This is a genomic window from Chryseobacterium sp. ZHDP1 (genome assembly GCF_018603435.1).
Classification (GTDB): Bacteria; Bacteroidota; Bacteroidia; order Flavobacteriales; family Weeksellaceae; genus Chryseobacterium; species Chryseobacterium indicum.
Genome location: NZ_CP075682.1, coordinates 3,544,141 through 3,559,370, shown reverse-complemented (window position 1 = coordinate 3,559,370; position 15,230 = coordinate 3,544,141). Strand labels below are relative to the sequence as shown.

Here is a 15,230-nt window from a genome sequence, read left to right as displayed (position 1 = left end):
CTAAGGTCAATGAGAAAATTATCTTACGTTTTATTGTTACTATCATTAATCAGCTGCAAGAATAAATCTTCCGTATTCGAAGTAAAAATAAATCATGTTTCAAAAAATATTATTGATGAACTTAAGCATTTAAAAGAAGAGGAAACCAACTTTTCCGGATTACTTTATAAAGATGAAAAATACGAAGTGCGGAAAAGCTGCTCCGGTGAATGGGGAGGAACTGTTTATTTTAAAAACAGACAAAACAACGTCATTCATTATGCCGCAGCAACCTGCCCTGTTTCTGTAAATAAAATAAACGGAAAATATTACGTTTCGAATTCTTTAGCACATATGCAGGGATTTTCAGAAATTCTGGAAATTTCAGATCCTGAAAAAATGGAAATCACCAAGAAGATTCCGGTTTATCATCCCGATATTATAACTCGGGAATATGAATCAGAATCAACGTTAGGAACAAAAAAAATTCTTGACACAACCAGAGTTCTCATCATATCAAGTTTCGTTTATAACAAAAAACTGTATTCAATAATTTCAGGTATTGACGGAACAAAAACAACCATTTCAGAATTAAAAAATAACCGGTTTGAAACAGTAACTGAACTTCCTGAAAAGATTTTTTATTCAGAACCCATTATTGTTAAAAAAGCAGAGAATGATCTTGAATTATATTTCCAACATCCCCAAAAAGGAATTATGAAACTTCATGATAATAAAATTCAAATAACGTATTACGAAAAATAAAAAAACAGGCTGTCAAAATTATGACAGCCTGGTTTTCTAATAATCAATGCAAATATAAGGTTTACGGGCAAGTACACAACAATAAGGATTACTGCAGAAGGTATATCCCGGATTACAGACTCCGTATTCTAAAGGAACTTGGCAGTTTTCATAAAGCCCTCCTGAAATTGTTTTCAGCTCTTTTCGGTTTAAAGATTTTAAATTTTTCATAGTATTTTGTTTAATTTGCTCCTACTCTTAAGATTTTCGGATACCTCTATAATTCCTTTTATAGAGATTTAAATATACAAAATATTTTTACACAAGGTTTTCTTATCTTTATAAAAAAACAAAACATCATGAAAACCATTGAAGAAGTTCTGAAAAAATTAGATGAAATCATTATTTGGGCGAAAGAAAATCAAAGTCCTGTCGGATATTTTGCCTGTACATACAGAATTATGACGGCGCAGGTTCTGAAAGGAATTCAGCAGAAAAAATTTGAAGACAATCCGAGAATGACCGTACTGGATATTGCTTTTGCCACACGTTATCTTGAAGCTTGGGAAGCCTATTCGAAAGGACAAAAATGCACCAACTCCTGGTTTATCGCTTTTGAAGCGGCAAAAAACAAAAATCTCCTCATTTTACAGCACATTTTCTTAGGCATGAATGCGCACATCAATCTCGATTTAGGAATTTCCGCTGCTTCCATTATGCCTTACCGAAAAATCAACCCACTGAAAAAAGACTTCGAAAACATCAACAATGTGATTGCCTCCATTAATCAAAAAGTTCAGGATTCTTTAAACAAGATTTGTTATCCGGTAGAATTAATTGACAAACTTTCCAACGGAAAAGACAACGCTGTTCTGGACTTTGCCATTTCAAAAGCGAGAGATACTTCATGGGCAACCGCCGTTATTGCATCGAATACACCCAACTTTCTGAGAGAAAACGTTATCGGAATCGTAGATTATGCCGCCGCAAAAGTTGCCACCCAAATTTTGAATCCTAAAATCCTGACTCCTTCTTTATTAAAGGAATTGAAAAAATGCGAAAGCAATGACGTGGTAAAAAACATTGAAATTCTGGCTTCCACCAGAAACGTTTAAGTTTCTTATGTAACCTTAGAATTAATTCAATTAGAGTAAGACTCTTAGTTATTACCAAGTTTTTTCATCAAAATAGCTTCCATCTTTTCGTAGCCTTTTGCTGTAGGATGAATTTCGTCTTCGGTGTAGATCTTATCCAGTCCGTTTCGGGAATCTTTCATTTCCGAATGATAATCCACGTACGGAATATTGTTCTTTTTCGCATACGCTTCAATCATTTTGTTCAGGGCAATTACTTTTTCCGCCGGATGCATCTCTTTTCTCCAGCCGAAATCATAAGCAGGAAGTACCGAACAAAGTACCACTTTTATATTATTTGTTTTTGCAAGTTCCACCATCGAAACAATATTTCCAAAAACTTTATCCAGGGAAATCGGTCCCTGATTTTCCGCAATATCATTCGTTCCGGCAAGAATAATAACGCGTTTCGGTTTTAGATTGATAACATCTTCACGGAATCTCAAGAGCATCTGCGAAGTCACCTGTCCGCTAATCCCCCTTCCGACAAAATTATTCTTTGTAAAAAATGAAGGATCTGTGGAAAACCACCCTTCTGTAATAGAATCCCCCATAAAAATGGTATTGGGAATTGTCTTTTTGGCTAAAACTTCCTGATTTTGCTTTTCATATTTAGCATAATTGGCAAAATCCTGCGCTGAAAAAATGGATGAAAACATAATGGCTGCAATGCTTAAGAATTTCATGAAACTTATTTTTGATTTGAAAAGATGAAATAACGGAAAACAAATTGATCCTGCAAATATCTTTCCCGAAAAACCAAAACTTTTAGTTGATTAATTTTTAACCACAATGTCACAAAAGATTTTTAATTTTTTATTATACCGATAGCTTTGAATATCGTAATCAACATATTATAATTGAATACCCGTTAAACAACCTATTACTATGCACTGATATGAAAATCAATTATTTATAACAGACACTTCGACAAGCTCAGTGTGACACCTCTAATACTAAACGCTTAATTTCTAACAATGTCAAGCTGAGCCTGTTGAAGCTTTAGTTTAATAAGCGGACAATAAATATTATAATGATCTTTTGCAGCTTTTGCGGCTAAAAAAAATAATTTCTAATATAAAACTTACGGTTTTCCATAAAAGAAATCAATTTTCCTTTTTGTAATTTTGAAAAATGGAGATGACATATTTAATTATAGGATTTATAGCCGGGGGAATTCTTGGTGCGGTTATTTTATATTTCGCCCAGAAATCTTCTACCGTTTCGAGGAATTCTTATGATGAACTCAATAACTTACATATTAAAAACAGTTCCGATTTAGAAAATTCAAATCAGAAAATTCAGGAATTAACACAGAATATCAGCAGAGAAAAAGAAATCAATGCACAGCAAAGCGACCTTCTGAATGATCTGAAAAATGAATTTGCCAAAATTTCTGCGGAACATGCTTCTTTAAACACTCAGTTTTCCGAACAGAAAGAATTTAGCGCTAAACAGAATCTTCAGATCGAAAATCTTTTAACAGAAAAACAGACTTTGTTTGCAAAAAACTCAGAGCTTTCAGCAATTAACGAAAGCTTACAGAAATCTTTGCAGACACAGAAAGAAGAAATCGCAAAAATTCAGGAAGAATCTAAATTGCAGTTTGAAAATTTAGCCAATAAAATCCTTGAAGAAAAGACGGAAAAATTCACCACCTTAAATCAAAACAACCTTAAAACCATCCTTGAACCTTTTCAGGAAAGAATCGCGGAATTGAAAAACCGCGTGAACGAAGCCTACGAAAAGGAAAACAAAGAGCGTTTTTCTCTTGCCGAAAAAGTAAAGGAATTAGCAGAACTGAATCAGCAGATTTCTGAAGATGCGAAAAAACTGACGAGAGCTCTGAAAGGCGAAAGCAAAACACAAGGAAACTGGGGCGAAATGATTCTGGAAAGCATTTTGGAAAAATCCGGACTTGTAAAAGGAAGAGAATATTTTCTTGAACATGAACTTCGTGATGAAGACAACAAAGCATTGTTCTCAGAATTTTCCGGTAAAAAAATGCGTCCCGATGCGGTTATAAAATATCCCGATGAAAGAAATGTTATCATAGATTCTAAAGTTTCGCTCACAGCTTTTACCGAACTGGTAGACGAAACCGATCAGGATGTTTATTTAATGAAACTTAATCAGCATTTATCTTCCATTAAAAATCACATTACGCAGCTTAGTCAAAAAGCATATGATGATTATGGAAAATCTCTGGATTTTGTGATGATGTTTATTCCGAGCGAACCGGCTTATATTGCAGCAATGCAGGCAGACCAGAATCTTTGGAATTTTGCTTATGAAAGAAGAATTCTGCTTTTAAATCCAAGCAATCTGATTACTTCTTTAAAACTGATTGCCGACCTTTGGAAACGCGAATACCAGAACAGAAATTCCATGGAAATTGCGGAAAGAGGAGCAAAACTTTATGATAAATTCGTAGGTTTTATTGAAAATCTGGAAAAAGTGGGGAAAAATCTGGATCAGGCAAAAAATGTTTATAATGATGCTTACAAACAGCTTTCAACAGGAAATGACAATTTGGTGATCCAAACCCAAAAGCTTAAATCTTTGGGGATAAAAAATAAGAAAGATCTTCCGCAGAGTCTGGTGGAAAACTCTCAGACTACATTGGAAAATTTAGAAGAATAAAATTTACAACCTCAGATCAGCTCTGAGGTTTTTTATTTAACTGTAAATTTTAACTAATTTTGCAGGATGTTAATAGAAAGTTTTCAGAACGAAAAAGTAAAATACATTACCAAACTTCTTACCGATAACAGGTTCCGCAAAAAATCGGATGTTTTTGTAGTGGAAGGACAGCAGGAAAACGACCGCGCTCAGAAATATCATTTTGAACCGCTGGAATTTTTTATCTGTGAAAGTATTTTTCAGAAAGAACTTCCCAAAGGAAAAATTCATCTTGTCAGCGAAAAAGTATACGAAAAAATCGCCTATCGTGGAACTTCGGAAGGAATTATCGGGGTTTATAAAACAAAAGAAGCGGATTTATCTTCATTTAAACCAAAAGAAGATTCTACGATCATTATTGTAGAAGGTGTTGAAAAACCGGGAAATCTGGGTGCTATTTTACGGAGTTGTGAAGCCTTCGGAATTGATGCTTTGATTGTTTCAGACGGGAAAACCGATTTTTATAATCCGAATGTAATCCGCTCAAGTGTTGGTTGTTTATTCGGAATGGAAGTTTTTCAGGCAGAAAATCAGGAAACGTTTGAATTTCTTCAGAAAAATAATTTCAATATTTACACAACGATTATGGATGAAACTGCCGAAGATCTTTACAAAAGAGATTTTAAACAGAAATCTGCCATTTTATTCGGGACAGAACATTCGGGATTAAGTGATTTTTGGATCGGGAAAGGAAAGAACACATTGATTCCGATGGCAGGAAGCATCGATTCTTTAAACCTGAGCAATGCGGTAGCAATCACTTGCTACGAAACACTGAAGCAGAAGAAGGGATAATTTGGCTGTTGGAGATTACTTGATTGTTATTGATCAGATCAATTGACAATCATTACAATATAAGCATAAAAAAACCGTTCCACTGAGTGAAACGGTTCTTTTATTTTTGAGCTAGAATTATTTCTTAACTTCAGTTTTAGCGTCTTTAGCAACTTCTTTAACGTCAGCTTTAGCATCTTTAGCAACTTCTTTGATTTCAGTTTTAGCAGAATCAGTAGCAACTTTTACTGAATCAGCAGTAGCAGTTACTGTAGAATCAGCAGCTTTAGCTGTAGAATCGATAGCTGTAGTAGCAGAATCAGCAGTAGCTTCAGTAGTGTTAGCTTCAGTTTTTTTACAAGCAACTAAAGAGATTGCAGCGATAGCAGCTACGAATAATGACTTTTTCATAATAAATTAAATTTAATTTTGTTAATATTGTTTTATAAAATCTTTTCTCTGTTCTGTTATTTGAACAAGACAAAGGTAGAGCAGATAGAAAATTTGTTTAGGAAAAATAATTGTAATACCTTTGTAAAATAGTTTTACAAAAAAACATTACTGATAATCAATAATTTAATCATTTTAGAATAAATTGACGGACTTAGATCTATTACATTTTGAGCAGCTGAAAAAGGATGTCCAGGCTCAATATCTGAAAGAATACACTCCTTCCTATGACGATATTTCGAAATGGAAGGGTATCGACATCATTTATTTTCAGGAAGATCTCAGAAAAAAGGCAAAAGGGAACATCAGCGAAAAATCTTTTTATACTTATTTCAAGAATTCTCCGGTTACTAAAATGCCACGAATCGATATGCTGAATTTACTCAGTATTTATGCGGGATACGACTCATGGTACGAATTCAAAAAACAGCATCTTTTTGCAGGTGAATTGCTGCAGGATGATGAAGATTTGAAAGACGATGAGCTGAAAGAACTGGAAAAAACAGTTTCCGCATCTCTGGATTTACCTAAAGATGAAGATTTACCTAAAAAACAGGAATTTAAAGCCCCTGAAAACTTAGATTTACAAAAATCAACACCTGATAATCAATTAATTAATAAAAATCCAGAGACTGAAAAAATTTCTTTAGCAGACGCTGAAAAACCGAAGAAAAATTTCTTCAAAAAGAACGTTTGGGCAATTGTAACGACTATTTTAGTAATTCTTACCGGACTTTTAGGATTTAAAGATGCGATCTTCCAAAAAACTTATGTATACTGTTTTACGGATGCCGACAGAAATTTAAGTATTCAGCGTGAAATAGAAATTAAGGTAATCAAGGAAAACGAATCTCCCATTCTTTACAGAATAAAACCCGGAGAATGTTTCAGATATGCTACAAAGGATAAAAATCTTAAAATGCAGATCAGTTCTCCGTTTTATGAATATCTCGAAGTAAACCGAAATTTGGAAAATGCCCCTGAAGAAGAAACCATCGAGCTTAAACCTGATGATTATAAGATGGCGCTTTATTATTTTTCCACAAAGGATGTAAAAGGCGGAAATTCTGAGGAGCAGAATGATCTTATCACCCAAAAAAGAAGACAGCTGGAAAACCGTATCAGCAATAACGCCGTAATTACACAGGTTTACGACAGCGATATTTACGGACTTGAAACTTTAGACAAGGAAGATTACATCACTTTAGTCACTACACCTACAACATCACTTAAAAACCTTAATGTTATCGAAATGAAAACAGATAACAAAGGAAAAATTGTATCTATTAAATTTAAAATCTCAGCCAATGAAAACAATAAATAACTTTTTGTTTTTTATCATATTAATAGGATTCACCATGACTTCGTGCGTTAAAAAAGAAGAAAACGGAGGACAGAGTGATCTGGAAAAGCTAAGAAACACGAATAACAAAACGGTAAAAATGGACAGTACCCAGGCTATCAATTCCATTACTTCACAAAAAGTACAGGATGTGCTGGATTTGTCTACGTTATATCTTTCCGGACAGAGAAATACGGAAATTGATACGGCAATTTACTCTAAAATAGAAAAGTATTTCCAGAAGTCCGATTCTACTACCTTTAAGGATCTTTTTAAAGAACTCGAAAGCCTGAATGTAAAAAAAGTACGCGTCAGCAATCTGAATGTTTTCCAGAAAATTAAGGAAAAAGACACGCTGAATTTTGCCAAATTCAATGTGGAATATTTTGGAGATAAAAATAAATCTTTGGGAAATTTTGAACGGAATGCACAATACACTTTGGTGTCAAAACCGTCTCAGAAAAGCAAGGAATTTAAATTTTACTTTGTGAAATTTTACTCTGATGCTCCTGAAAAAGACAGTACCGCATCAGGTGTCACCAAATAATCGAGCGGAATATCATTTTCCCAGACATCATCGATAATTTCATCGGGGTTAAAATAATTAACTCCGATTTTTTTTGTCTCTTCCGATACTTTTTCAAAAAAACCATCGTAGAAACCTTTGCCGTAACCTACTCTATTTCCTTGTCTGTCGCAGTATAAAAGGGGCGTAATTACAAAATCAAAATCCAGAATACCAGAATCTTCATCAGAAACCGGCTCGGAAATTCCCCAGCTATTCAATTCAAATTTAGAATATGCAAAAATTTCTACCGAAATCAGTCTTGTATCGACAATTTTAGGGACAAAAACACGGATCTTTCTGCTTAAAAAGTAGCTGACGAAAATCTGGGTATTTACTTCCCTAAACTTCTCAATCGGAATAAAAATATGGATTTTCTGGTTTTGAGAAGGTTTAAAATATTCGATGAAATTTTTAAAAACCTTTTCAGATAACAAGAAAGCCTCATCAATCGACAAGGCTTTTCTTTTTTGTATATATTTCTTTCTTAATTCTGCTTTTAACATATCGATTATGCGTTTTCAGAATCAAGGATTTTGTACAATTTATCAGACAGACGAACTCTGAAAGGCAGTTCAAAAGTAATCTGATCTCCTGCTTTTGCTGTGTCGCTGAAAGCTCCGTTCACAAAAATCTGAGAGATGGTTATTTCCTGATCTCCTGTTGTGGGTCCTGAAATTAACACTTTATCTCCTACTGCAAGTTCATTGTTTTCAATTAAAAACTGAGCAATCTTAGATTTTGAATAATAATGCTCCGCTTTTCCGATTAATGTCTTTTTAACTTTTATTTTCTGGCGGATATCTTTTGTTTCAGCTTTTGCTAAAGGCTTATCCGGCAGATCTCCGGATTTTTTGAATTTCAAAGCTTCAGATTTTCCTTTTCTGAATACTTTATTTCCTACCTGAAGACCCTTTCTTTTAGCAACCTGCTCTTCCCAAGGCAAATGAATGGTTTCCTGACATTCTGTTGAACAGCAGTTTTCCATCGCTGCTTTACATTCATCACACTGGATAAACAATAAATGACACGCATCGTTCGCACAGTTCGTATGATTGTCACACGGTTTTCCGCACTGGTGACACTGCGCAATAATATCGTCGGTAATTCTTTCCCCTAATCTGTGGTCGAATACAAAGTTTTTACCGATAAACTTACTTTTTATACCTTCTTCTTTTATCTGACGGGTGTATTCGATAATTCCACCTTCCAGCTGAAATACATTTTTGAAACCCTGATGTTTGAAATAAGCACTCGCTTTTTCGCAACGGATTCCTCCGGTACAGTACATCAAAAGGTTTTTATCTTCTTTGAAATCCTGTAGCTGCTCGTTAATAATCGGCAGACTTTCTCTGAAGTTTTCCACATCTGGAGTAATTGCTCCTTCAAAATGCCCGACTTCACTTTCGTAGTGATTTCTGAAATCTACGACAATAGTGTTCGGATCTTCAAGCAAACTGTTAAATTCTTTTGCTCTTAAATGAACGCCTTTATTGGTAACATCAAATGTCTCATCGTTCAGACCATCGGCTACGATTTTGTTTCTGACTTTGATGGTTAATTTTAAAAATGAATGATTGTCCTGCTCCACTGCTACATTCAGACGAATCCCTTTCATGAAATCATATACTTCGAGAGTGTCGCGAAATGCCTCAAAATTATCCGCAGGAACGCTCATCTGTGCATTAATTCCTTCATGCGCTACGTAAATACGACCAAGCGCATCAAGTGCATTCCAGGCTATAAATAAATCGTCGCGAAACTTTTTGGGATCTTCAATTTTGGCATACGCATAGAAAGACAGAGTAAGGCGCTCTTTTCCGGCCTCATCAATTAATCGAGCTCTTTCTTCTGCGCTTAAGGTGTTGTACAGTTGCATGCTATAAACGTTTTAAGTGAGAAAATTTTTGCAAAGATAATTATTTTAAGATAAATCCGAAATATAAAATTTATCAGGTATACATTAAGATTGGTATTCTTTTGGCTTCATCATTATCAGTCTGATTTAACTTTATGACAATACAAACATCAATATGCCATAATGTCATTAAGATTTTTTTAAGGATCGTTAATTGAGATTTTAAAATTTATGGGATAATGTATAAATTATTGCAATTGCTGTTAAATTTTAGTTAAAAATGAAACATTACATACCAATTGCATACGTATTTAGCATTAAATTTGTTTACAGTAAAATGAAAAAGTTAACATCAATAAATAACAAAGAAAGATATACAATGAAGAGTACTTTAAAAAAACTATTACCATTTGCAGTAGTGGGAGTTATTTCCGGTGCTACTACCGTTGGAGGATTACAATATTTTAATCACGATTCCAACAGTGCAGATCAATCATATTTTACGAAATCTTCCAATGTTTCCTTTGCGGGAATGAATTCTGCTGCAGTAGGAGATGATTTTGTAAAAGCTGCCAAAACGACAGTTCCGGCAGTGGTAACCATTAAAAACTATCAGTCCAGAAGTACAAGCAGAGCCTCTGAACAGGATATGTTTGATTTCTTCTTCGGAGATCCTTTCGGAGGAAGAGGACAGCAGAGACAAAAGCAGCAGGTTCCCGATAATATGCCTTCAGGAATGGGATCGGGAGTAATTATTTCGCCGGACGGATATATCATTTCGAACAACCACGTTGTAGCAGGAGCCAATAAGCTGGAAGTTGTTTTAAGCAATAAAAAATCTTATATCGCCACTTTAGTAGGAACAGATCCGAATACAGATATTTCCCTTCTTAAAATTGAAGAAAAAGGATTACCTTATTTAAATTTTGCCAATTCCGATAATATTGAAGTAGGACAATGGGTACTTGCCGTAGGAAATCCTTTGGGATTAAATTCTACCGTTACAGCAGGTATTGTATCTGCAAAAGGAAGAGGAATCGGAATTTTAAGTTCACAGGGAAAAGCAGCCAATCCGATTGAAAGTTTTATCCAGACCGATGCGGCTATTAATCCGGGGAACTCGGGAGGAGCTTTGGTCAATACAAACGGAGATTTAATTGGTATCAACTCCGCTATTCAGTCTACCACAGGTTATTACCAAGGGTACGGATTTGCAGTTCCTGCAAACTTAGCGAGAAAAATTGTTGAAGACATCAAGAAATTCGGTATCGTACAGAGAGGGTTCTTAGGGGTAACTTCTTTAGATCTTTCAGACGATCAGCTTGTTGCAGCATACAATAAAGATAAAAAGACCAATTATAAATCCGGTTCAGGGGTTCTGGTAACAGGATTCGGGGAAAGCAGCGGCGCAGAAGATGCCGGATTAAAAGTAGGCGATATCATTACCCAGATTGATACAACGCCAATTACAGATTTTGCTGATCTTTCCATTGCGATCGGAAGCAAACGTCCCGGAGATAAAGTGACGGTAACTTATCAGAGAAACGGAAAACCTTCCACAACAACCGTTACGTTAAGAGATCAGAAAGGAGGCACTTCTACAAGAACCAAAGCAGATCTTAGTGTAACGGAAAAAATCGGAGCCGATTTCCAGAGTATTGATGATAAAACAAAAGCGTATTATGGGCTGAACAGCGGAGTAATCGCCAAAAATGTAATTGAAGGCGGTGAAATGGCTAAAGCAGGAATCGTAGACGGATACATCATCACAGAGATCAACGGAAAACCTGTAAACTCACAGAAAGACGTAGAAAACATTCTAAATAAGTTCACGGGAACTGCCCAGATCAAATACATGGATGACTACGGAAGAGGGTATCAGAGAGGCTTTAAAATGCCTTAATAAAAGAGCTAAACTTCACTTCATATCAAAAACTCGGCTGTCTCAAATGAGACAGCCGAGTTTTTTTAATCTTCAGAAACATATTATTTAATTGAAAAAGACATATGGACAATAAATCGGCAGACCAACCTTCCTGAAAGCTTCCTGCACCCCTGCAACAGCTTTTCCGGAAACCGGGAAAGGATGTTGCACCCCCGCCGCAAACTTTCCGGAAAACGGGAAACCTTCCCGCACCCTAGTAAGAAACTTTCGGGAAATTGATATAAAACAAAAAACGCTGCAGACTGCAGCGTTTTTATAATTATGATTTATTCATTTTTTCAGCGATTCTTCTTTTCTTCTTTCGTTCATAAATGACTTCTACTATTTTACCTCCGATCCACGAAAACGGGAAGAAAGTAAGAAAAATTGAGATTTTATAGAAGGTAGGATGATAAGGAAAAACAATAACATCCAGCATGGCTATAAAAAGCATAATGAAACCGATAAGAATAGCATAAGCCACCTTAGCATATTTTACGATAATGGCAGTTGCCACACCTCCCACTGTAGTTCCCAATCCGGAAATAAACAGCAGAAAGCCAAAAAACGCACCGTCGTTCTGCTTGCTCTGAAGAAATCTCTGCCAATGCTCAAACGGAGCAAAAGCGTCGAAATTTACCCATTGCGGAAATGCTCTTATCCCAAGAGTAATAATGAGTCCTGCAATTCCAAGACCTACGATAACCGCAATTGTATTTCTTATAAAGTTCATTAATCCTGATGTGCAATCATAGAAATTTCAATATCCACATTTTTCGGCAGGCAGGAAACCTGTACCGTTTCGCGCGCAGGGAAGCTTTCAGCATCCAGATAGGAAGCATAAATATCATTCATTACAGCAAAATCATCCATACTTTTAAGGAAAATGGTAGCTTTTACAACATTTTTAAAAGTCATTCCTGCTTCTTTAAGAATAGCGTCCAGATTCTTCATTACCTGATGCGTTTCCTTTTCAATCCCTTCTACCAGCTTTCCGGTTGCAGGATCTACAGGGATCTGTCCGGAAATATACAATATTCCGTTTGCCATATTGGCTTGTGAATAGGGTCCAATAGCAGCAGGAGCATTAACAGTGTTGATTACTTTTTTCATGAAAATTTATTTTGGATGCAAATATAAAATTTATATTCTATTTCTAGAATCAAATATTAGAAAGGTGCATTAGGCTGTGTAAAACTTCTGTCTTTATACTTCAGCGCATCGCTTAAGATATTGGCTTTGATGCCGATAAAGAAGTCATATACTTTATACTGCCCGAAAGGAACCCAGTTAAAATTAATGGTAAAACTTCGCTGATCTCTTGCAAAACCAATTCGGGTATATGCCAGTTTCTGCGTTACCATATCATAGTGCGTACTCCCATTGATGTTCCAATACGGGGTAAGTTTAATACTCCCGTCGAGCCCTACAGAAGCAAGCTTGGTCGGGGTTCTGGATGCCGAACTTTTCGTGTAGGCATAATTTGCATTTACGTTTAATGTCCATGCCTGATTGAAATGCGCATAATTATCATCATCAAAATAATAATTTTCATTTCTAACCTCCCCTTTTGTTTTATACTTTTTGGCATAGTCTGTTTTCTCACCAAAAATTTCGCTGCTCAGAGGATAAGACATCTGAACATTGAATCCCTGAACACTGAAGTACCCGAACTGCTCTGTTCTGATTCCCGCATCCTGCCCCGGAAGGAAGATAATTTTATACGGATCTAAAGACAAACTCGTATTAAGACTTAGCTTATTATTAAAGAAAGAAGACTGCCCTGTAATCGTAATAATAGAAAAAGGGTGATCTTTTGCTGCAAAATTATAATTTCCAGAAAGGTTCAGAGATTCAAAAATCTTTATCTTCTTCACGCCTGTAGAATCGCTTTTCGATCTTACTTTCATTTCCAGATTGTTTCCGATGTTAAAGCCTAAAGCTCCTACCAATCCTGTGGTCGGGCTTCCGATAATTCCGCCTTCGAAAATAGAATACGGCGTTAAAGCTCCGTTTGCATCATAATAATTTTTAAAATATCCATAGCCGGAACCTCCGAAATCCGGAGAATAGGTAAACCCGATACTTGGTGTCATCATGTGTCTGATGGCTTCAATCGCAGAACCTTTCTTAAAGTTTGCCTGCCCGTACAAAGTAGTCTGAATACTTGCTGTGGTAGAAAATGTAGAATATCCGGAAATTCCTTTATTGGTTTCCGTGATTACTTTATTCTGAAGCGGATCGTAGAATTTATTGATGGTTTTTGTAGTTAACGCATTATCAATATTCGCCCCTAAACTGAATGTGAAATATTTCGCAACAGTTGTATTGGTTCCTAAAGCAATGTTATTTTTAACTCCTGTCTGTAATTTATCCCACATTGCGGCTTTAAACAGTTCCCCTTCATTGGTCTGAACAAAATTAGATAAATTCACCCCAGTATTTACGGTTAAATTTTCAAGCAGACCGGCGCGTACTCCCGTTTTTGACTTAAATAAGTAAAACTGATTAATTGCCACGTTCATCTGTGGCAGACGCAGATCTGATAAACCGGTTGCAAAATTCTGAGAATACGAAGCTGTTCCCGTAATGGTAACCGGAAGCTTTAAAAATCTCTTTGTAATGGTAACCGTAGAGTTCTGCTGGGTGTTTAAAACATTCTGATTTAAGATATAATTGTTGTTCAGTGTATTGTTATAAAACTTTGTACTTACAATATCTACCGATGCCGAAAACGTGAGGAAAGGATTGGCTTTTGAATCCTGCGTATGTCTCCACGCAATTCTGTACGTTCCTGTTTTACTGTAATTATCCAGACCTTTGATTCCGCGAACCATGGTTCCGATATCTGCAGAAAAATTTCCGGAATAGCGGTATTTCTTTATATAATTCATTTCCGGCCGCAAATTCCAGCTTCCTTTCGTATAAATATCCGAAAGAATTTTCAGATCGAAATGCTCTCCTATCGGCTGATAGTAGCCCAGACTATTCAGGAAAAATCCTACATCCTGTCTTTCCCCGAAACTCGGGATCAGAATACCTGCGGATCTTTTGCTTGAAAAAGGAAGGATCGCAAAAGGCATGATGAGCGGAGTGGGAACCTGCTCTATATACATCTGAATCGGTCCCGAAACAATGGAAGATTTGTTTTTTGTTTTTACAAGTTTCAGATATCTTGCTCTTAAAAAATAATCTGCCGCTGTATCTTTTTTCTTAATGTAATAATCGTCGGTTGTATAATCTGCGCGGCTCATCGCGAAGATACTGTCGTTGTACTTTTTGGTTTTGTTTGCCGTAATTACTCCTTCACTTTCTTCGGTTCTTGCATTATAGGCAATTGCCTGTCTTGTTAAGGTGTTATACTGAAATTCTGTGGTTTCATATTTTTTCCCGGCCTGCGTTGTAATAACAGGCTCGATAATTTTACCCAGAGAATCCTGTTTTCCACGTGCATACATGAGATGTTTCTGCTCATCAATGGAAATATAGTCTGCATCAATCTGCATATCCTGATATTTCACCTGGGCATTTTTGTTCAGATACACCATTTTTTTCTGGAAATCTCTTCTCTGATAATCCGCTTTTGTCTGCAGCACAGATTCCAGAGGCTCCTTTTTCAGAACAATGGTATCTTTTTTGGAAATAGTATCATTAACCGCATTTTCAGGCAATTTTTCAGGCTTTTGCTGTGCTAAAAAATTGTTAAAAATTAGGATAATTAAAATTTGTAATATATTTTTGGAGACGGTTTTGACCAATTTTTTGTTATATTTATATGT

At 35.8% G+C, this 15,230-nt stretch carries 15 protein-coding genes; 7 read left to right on the top strand and 8 right to left on the bottom strand.

The window, feature by feature from the left end:
* Positions 1–9 precede the first annotated feature (9 nt).
* Complete coding sequence (locus KKI44_RS16250; RefSeq protein WP_214588323.1) at positions 10–744, top strand: hypothetical protein; 735 nt, start codon at positions 10–12, stop codon at positions 742–744.
* Positions 745–780: 36 nt separating this feature from the next.
* Here the strand turns inward: KKI44_RS16250 and KKI44_RS16245 are convergent, their stop codons facing one another.
* A complete protein-coding gene (locus tag KKI44_RS16245; RefSeq protein WP_214588322.1) occupies positions 781–954 on the bottom strand; it encodes a bacteriocin-like protein in 174 nt (57 codons plus the stop codon).
* Between the two features lie 128 nt (positions 955–1,082).
* Here KKI44_RS16245 and KKI44_RS16240 point away from each other — a divergent pair, with 128 nt between their 5' ends.
* Positions 1,083–1,838 carry a DUF5995 family protein gene (locus KKI44_RS16240; RefSeq protein WP_214588321.1) on the top strand — a complete coding sequence of 252 codons (756 nt, stop codon included), beginning with the start codon at positions 1,083–1,085 and terminating at the stop codon, positions 1,836–1,838.
* A gap of 44 nt (positions 1,839–1,882) precedes the next feature.
* On the opposite strand, the gene KKI44_RS16235 is transcribed toward KKI44_RS16240, so the two are convergent.
* Positions 1,883–2,542, bottom strand: a complete 660-nt coding sequence (locus tag KKI44_RS16235; RefSeq protein WP_214588320.1) for an SGNH/GDSL hydrolase family protein — start codon at positions 2,540–2,542, stop codon at positions 1,883–1,885.
* Between the two features lie 448 nt (positions 2,543–2,990).
* On the opposite strand from KKI44_RS16235, the gene rmuC reads away from it, so the two are divergent.
* Both rmuC and KKI44_RS16225 read left to right on the top strand, forming a co-directional pair.
* On the top strand, positions 2,991–4,499 hold the full coding sequence (gene rmuC, locus KKI44_RS16230) for a DNA recombination protein RmuC (protein WP_410492750.1): 1,509 nt from the start codon (positions 2,991–2,993) through the stop codon (positions 4,497–4,499).
* A 66-nt stretch (positions 4,500–4,565) separates the two neighbouring features.
* Positions 4,566–5,333 carry a TrmH family RNA methyltransferase gene (locus tag KKI44_RS16225; protein WP_214588319.1) on the top strand — a complete coding sequence of 256 codons (768 nt, stop codon included), beginning with the start codon at positions 4,566–4,568 and terminating at the stop codon, positions 5,331–5,333.
* 117 nt (positions 5,334–5,450) lie between these two features.
* On the opposite strand, the gene KKI44_RS16220 is transcribed toward KKI44_RS16225, so the two are convergent.
* Positions 5,451–5,723 carry a hypothetical protein gene (locus KKI44_RS16220; protein ID WP_214588318.1) on the bottom strand — a complete coding sequence of 91 codons (273 nt, stop codon included), beginning with the start codon at positions 5,721–5,723 and terminating at the stop codon, positions 5,451–5,453.
* Positions 5,724–5,907: 184 nt separating this feature from the next.
* Here KKI44_RS16220 and KKI44_RS16215 point away from each other — a divergent pair, with 184 nt between their 5' ends.
* Both KKI44_RS16215 and KKI44_RS16210 read left to right on the top strand, forming a co-directional pair.
* Complete coding sequence (locus KKI44_RS16215) at positions 5,908–7,086, top strand: hypothetical protein (RefSeq protein ID WP_214588317.1); 1,179 nt, start codon at positions 5,908–5,910, stop codon at positions 7,084–7,086.
* Positions 7,070–7,651, top strand: coding sequence for a hypothetical protein (locus tag KKI44_RS16210; protein WP_116095792.1), 582 nt, complete (start codon positions 7,070–7,072; stop codon positions 7,649–7,651). Before KKI44_RS16215 ends, KKI44_RS16210 begins: the two co-directional genes overlap by 17 nt.
* Here KKI44_RS16210 and KKI44_RS16205 read toward each other — a convergent pair.
* Both KKI44_RS16205 and KKI44_RS16200 read right to left on the bottom strand, forming a co-directional pair.
* Positions 7,600–8,175 (bottom strand): 5-formyltetrahydrofolate cyclo-ligase, encoded by a 576-nt coding sequence (locus KKI44_RS16205; RefSeq protein ID WP_214588316.1) that lies wholly within the window; start codon positions 8,173–8,175, stop codon positions 7,600–7,602. The two genes, KKI44_RS16210 and KKI44_RS16205, sit on opposite strands and share 52 nt — an antisense overlap.
* Before the next feature lie 5 nt (positions 8,176–8,180).
* On the bottom strand, positions 8,181–9,548 hold the full coding sequence (locus KKI44_RS16200) for a rhodanese-related sulfurtransferase (protein ID WP_214588315.1): 1,368 nt from the start codon (positions 9,546–9,548) through the stop codon (positions 8,181–8,183).
* A 358-nt stretch (positions 9,549–9,906) separates the two neighbouring features.
* On the opposite strand from KKI44_RS16200, the gene KKI44_RS16195 reads away from it, so the two are divergent.
* Positions 9,907–11,430: a trypsin-like peptidase domain-containing protein gene (locus KKI44_RS16195; RefSeq protein ID WP_214591173.1), complete on the top strand. Its 1,524-nt coding sequence runs from the start codon at positions 9,907–9,909 to the stop codon at positions 11,428–11,430.
* 301 nt (positions 11,431–11,731) lie between these two features.
* Here KKI44_RS16195 and KKI44_RS16190 read toward each other — a convergent pair whose 3' ends face one another.
* Genes KKI44_RS16190 through KKI44_RS16180 form a run of 3 tightly spaced genes read right to left on the bottom strand, consistent with a single transcriptional unit; the run spans position 11,732 to position 15,209 of the window.
* Positions 11,732–12,184 (bottom strand): hypothetical protein, encoded by a 453-nt coding sequence (locus KKI44_RS16190; RefSeq protein ID WP_108409502.1) that lies wholly within the window; start codon positions 12,182–12,184, stop codon positions 11,732–11,734.
* Positions 12,184–12,564 (bottom strand): RidA family protein, encoded by a 381-nt coding sequence (locus KKI44_RS16185; RefSeq protein ID WP_214588314.1) that lies wholly within the window; start codon positions 12,562–12,564, stop codon positions 12,184–12,186. Before KKI44_RS16185 ends, KKI44_RS16190 begins: the two co-directional genes overlap by 1 nt.
* Positions 12,565–12,620: 56 nt before the next feature.
* Positions 12,621–15,209, bottom strand: a complete 2,589-nt coding sequence (locus tag KKI44_RS16180; RefSeq protein ID WP_214588313.1) for a putative LPS assembly protein LptD — start codon at positions 15,207–15,209, stop codon at positions 12,621–12,623.
* Positions 15,210–15,230: the final 21 nt, after the last annotated feature.

What these genes read in the sequence shown, in the direction of transcription:
- KKI44_RS16195 (WP_214591173.1), top strand. Translation starts at nt 9,907, where the DNA reads ATGAAGAGTACTTTAAAAAAACTATTACCATTTGCAGTAGTGGGAGTT.
- rmuC (WP_410492750.1), top strand. Translation starts at nt 2,991, where the DNA reads ATGGAGATGACATATTTAATTATAGGATTTATAGCCGGGGGAATTCTT.
- KKI44_RS16185 (WP_214588314.1), bottom strand. Translation starts at nt 12,564, where the DNA reads ATGAAAAAAGTAATCAACACTGTTAATGCTCCTGCTGCTATTGGACCC.
- KKI44_RS16240 (WP_214588321.1), top strand. Translation starts at nt 1,083, where the DNA reads ATGAAAACCATTGAAGAAGTTCTGAAAAAATTAGATGAAATCATTATT.
- KKI44_RS16210 (WP_116095792.1), top strand. Translation starts at nt 7,070, where the DNA reads ATGAAAACAATAAATAACTTTTTGTTTTTTATCATATTAATAGGATTC.
- KKI44_RS16190 (WP_108409502.1), bottom strand. Translation starts at nt 12,184, where the DNA reads ATGAACTTTATAAGAAATACAATTGCGGTTATCGTAGGTCTTGGAATT.
- KKI44_RS16250 (WP_214588323.1), top strand. Translation starts at nt 10, where the DNA reads ATGAGAAAATTATCTTACGTTTTATTGTTACTATCATTAATCAGCTGC.
- KKI44_RS16235 (WP_214588320.1), bottom strand. Translation starts at nt 2,542, where the DNA reads ATGAAATTCTTAAGCATTGCAGCCATTATGTTTTCATCCATTTTTTCA.
- KKI44_RS16225 (WP_214588319.1), top strand. Translation starts at nt 4,566, where the DNA reads ATGTTAATAGAAAGTTTTCAGAACGAAAAAGTAAAATACATTACCAAA.
- KKI44_RS16200 (WP_214588315.1), bottom strand. Translation starts at nt 9,548, where the DNA reads ATGCAACTGTACAACACCTTAAGCGCAGAAGAAAGAGCTCGATTAATT.
- KKI44_RS16220 (WP_214588318.1), bottom strand. Translation starts at nt 5,723, where the DNA reads ATGAAAAAGTCATTATTCGTAGCTGCTATCGCTGCAATCTCTTTAGTT.
- KKI44_RS16245 (WP_214588322.1), bottom strand. Translation starts at nt 954, where the DNA reads ATGAAAAATTTAAAATCTTTAAACCGAAAAGAGCTGAAAACAATTTCA.
- KKI44_RS16205 (WP_214588316.1), bottom strand. Translation starts at nt 8,175, where the DNA reads ATGTTAAAAGCAGAATTAAGAAAGAAATATATACAAAAAAGAAAAGCC.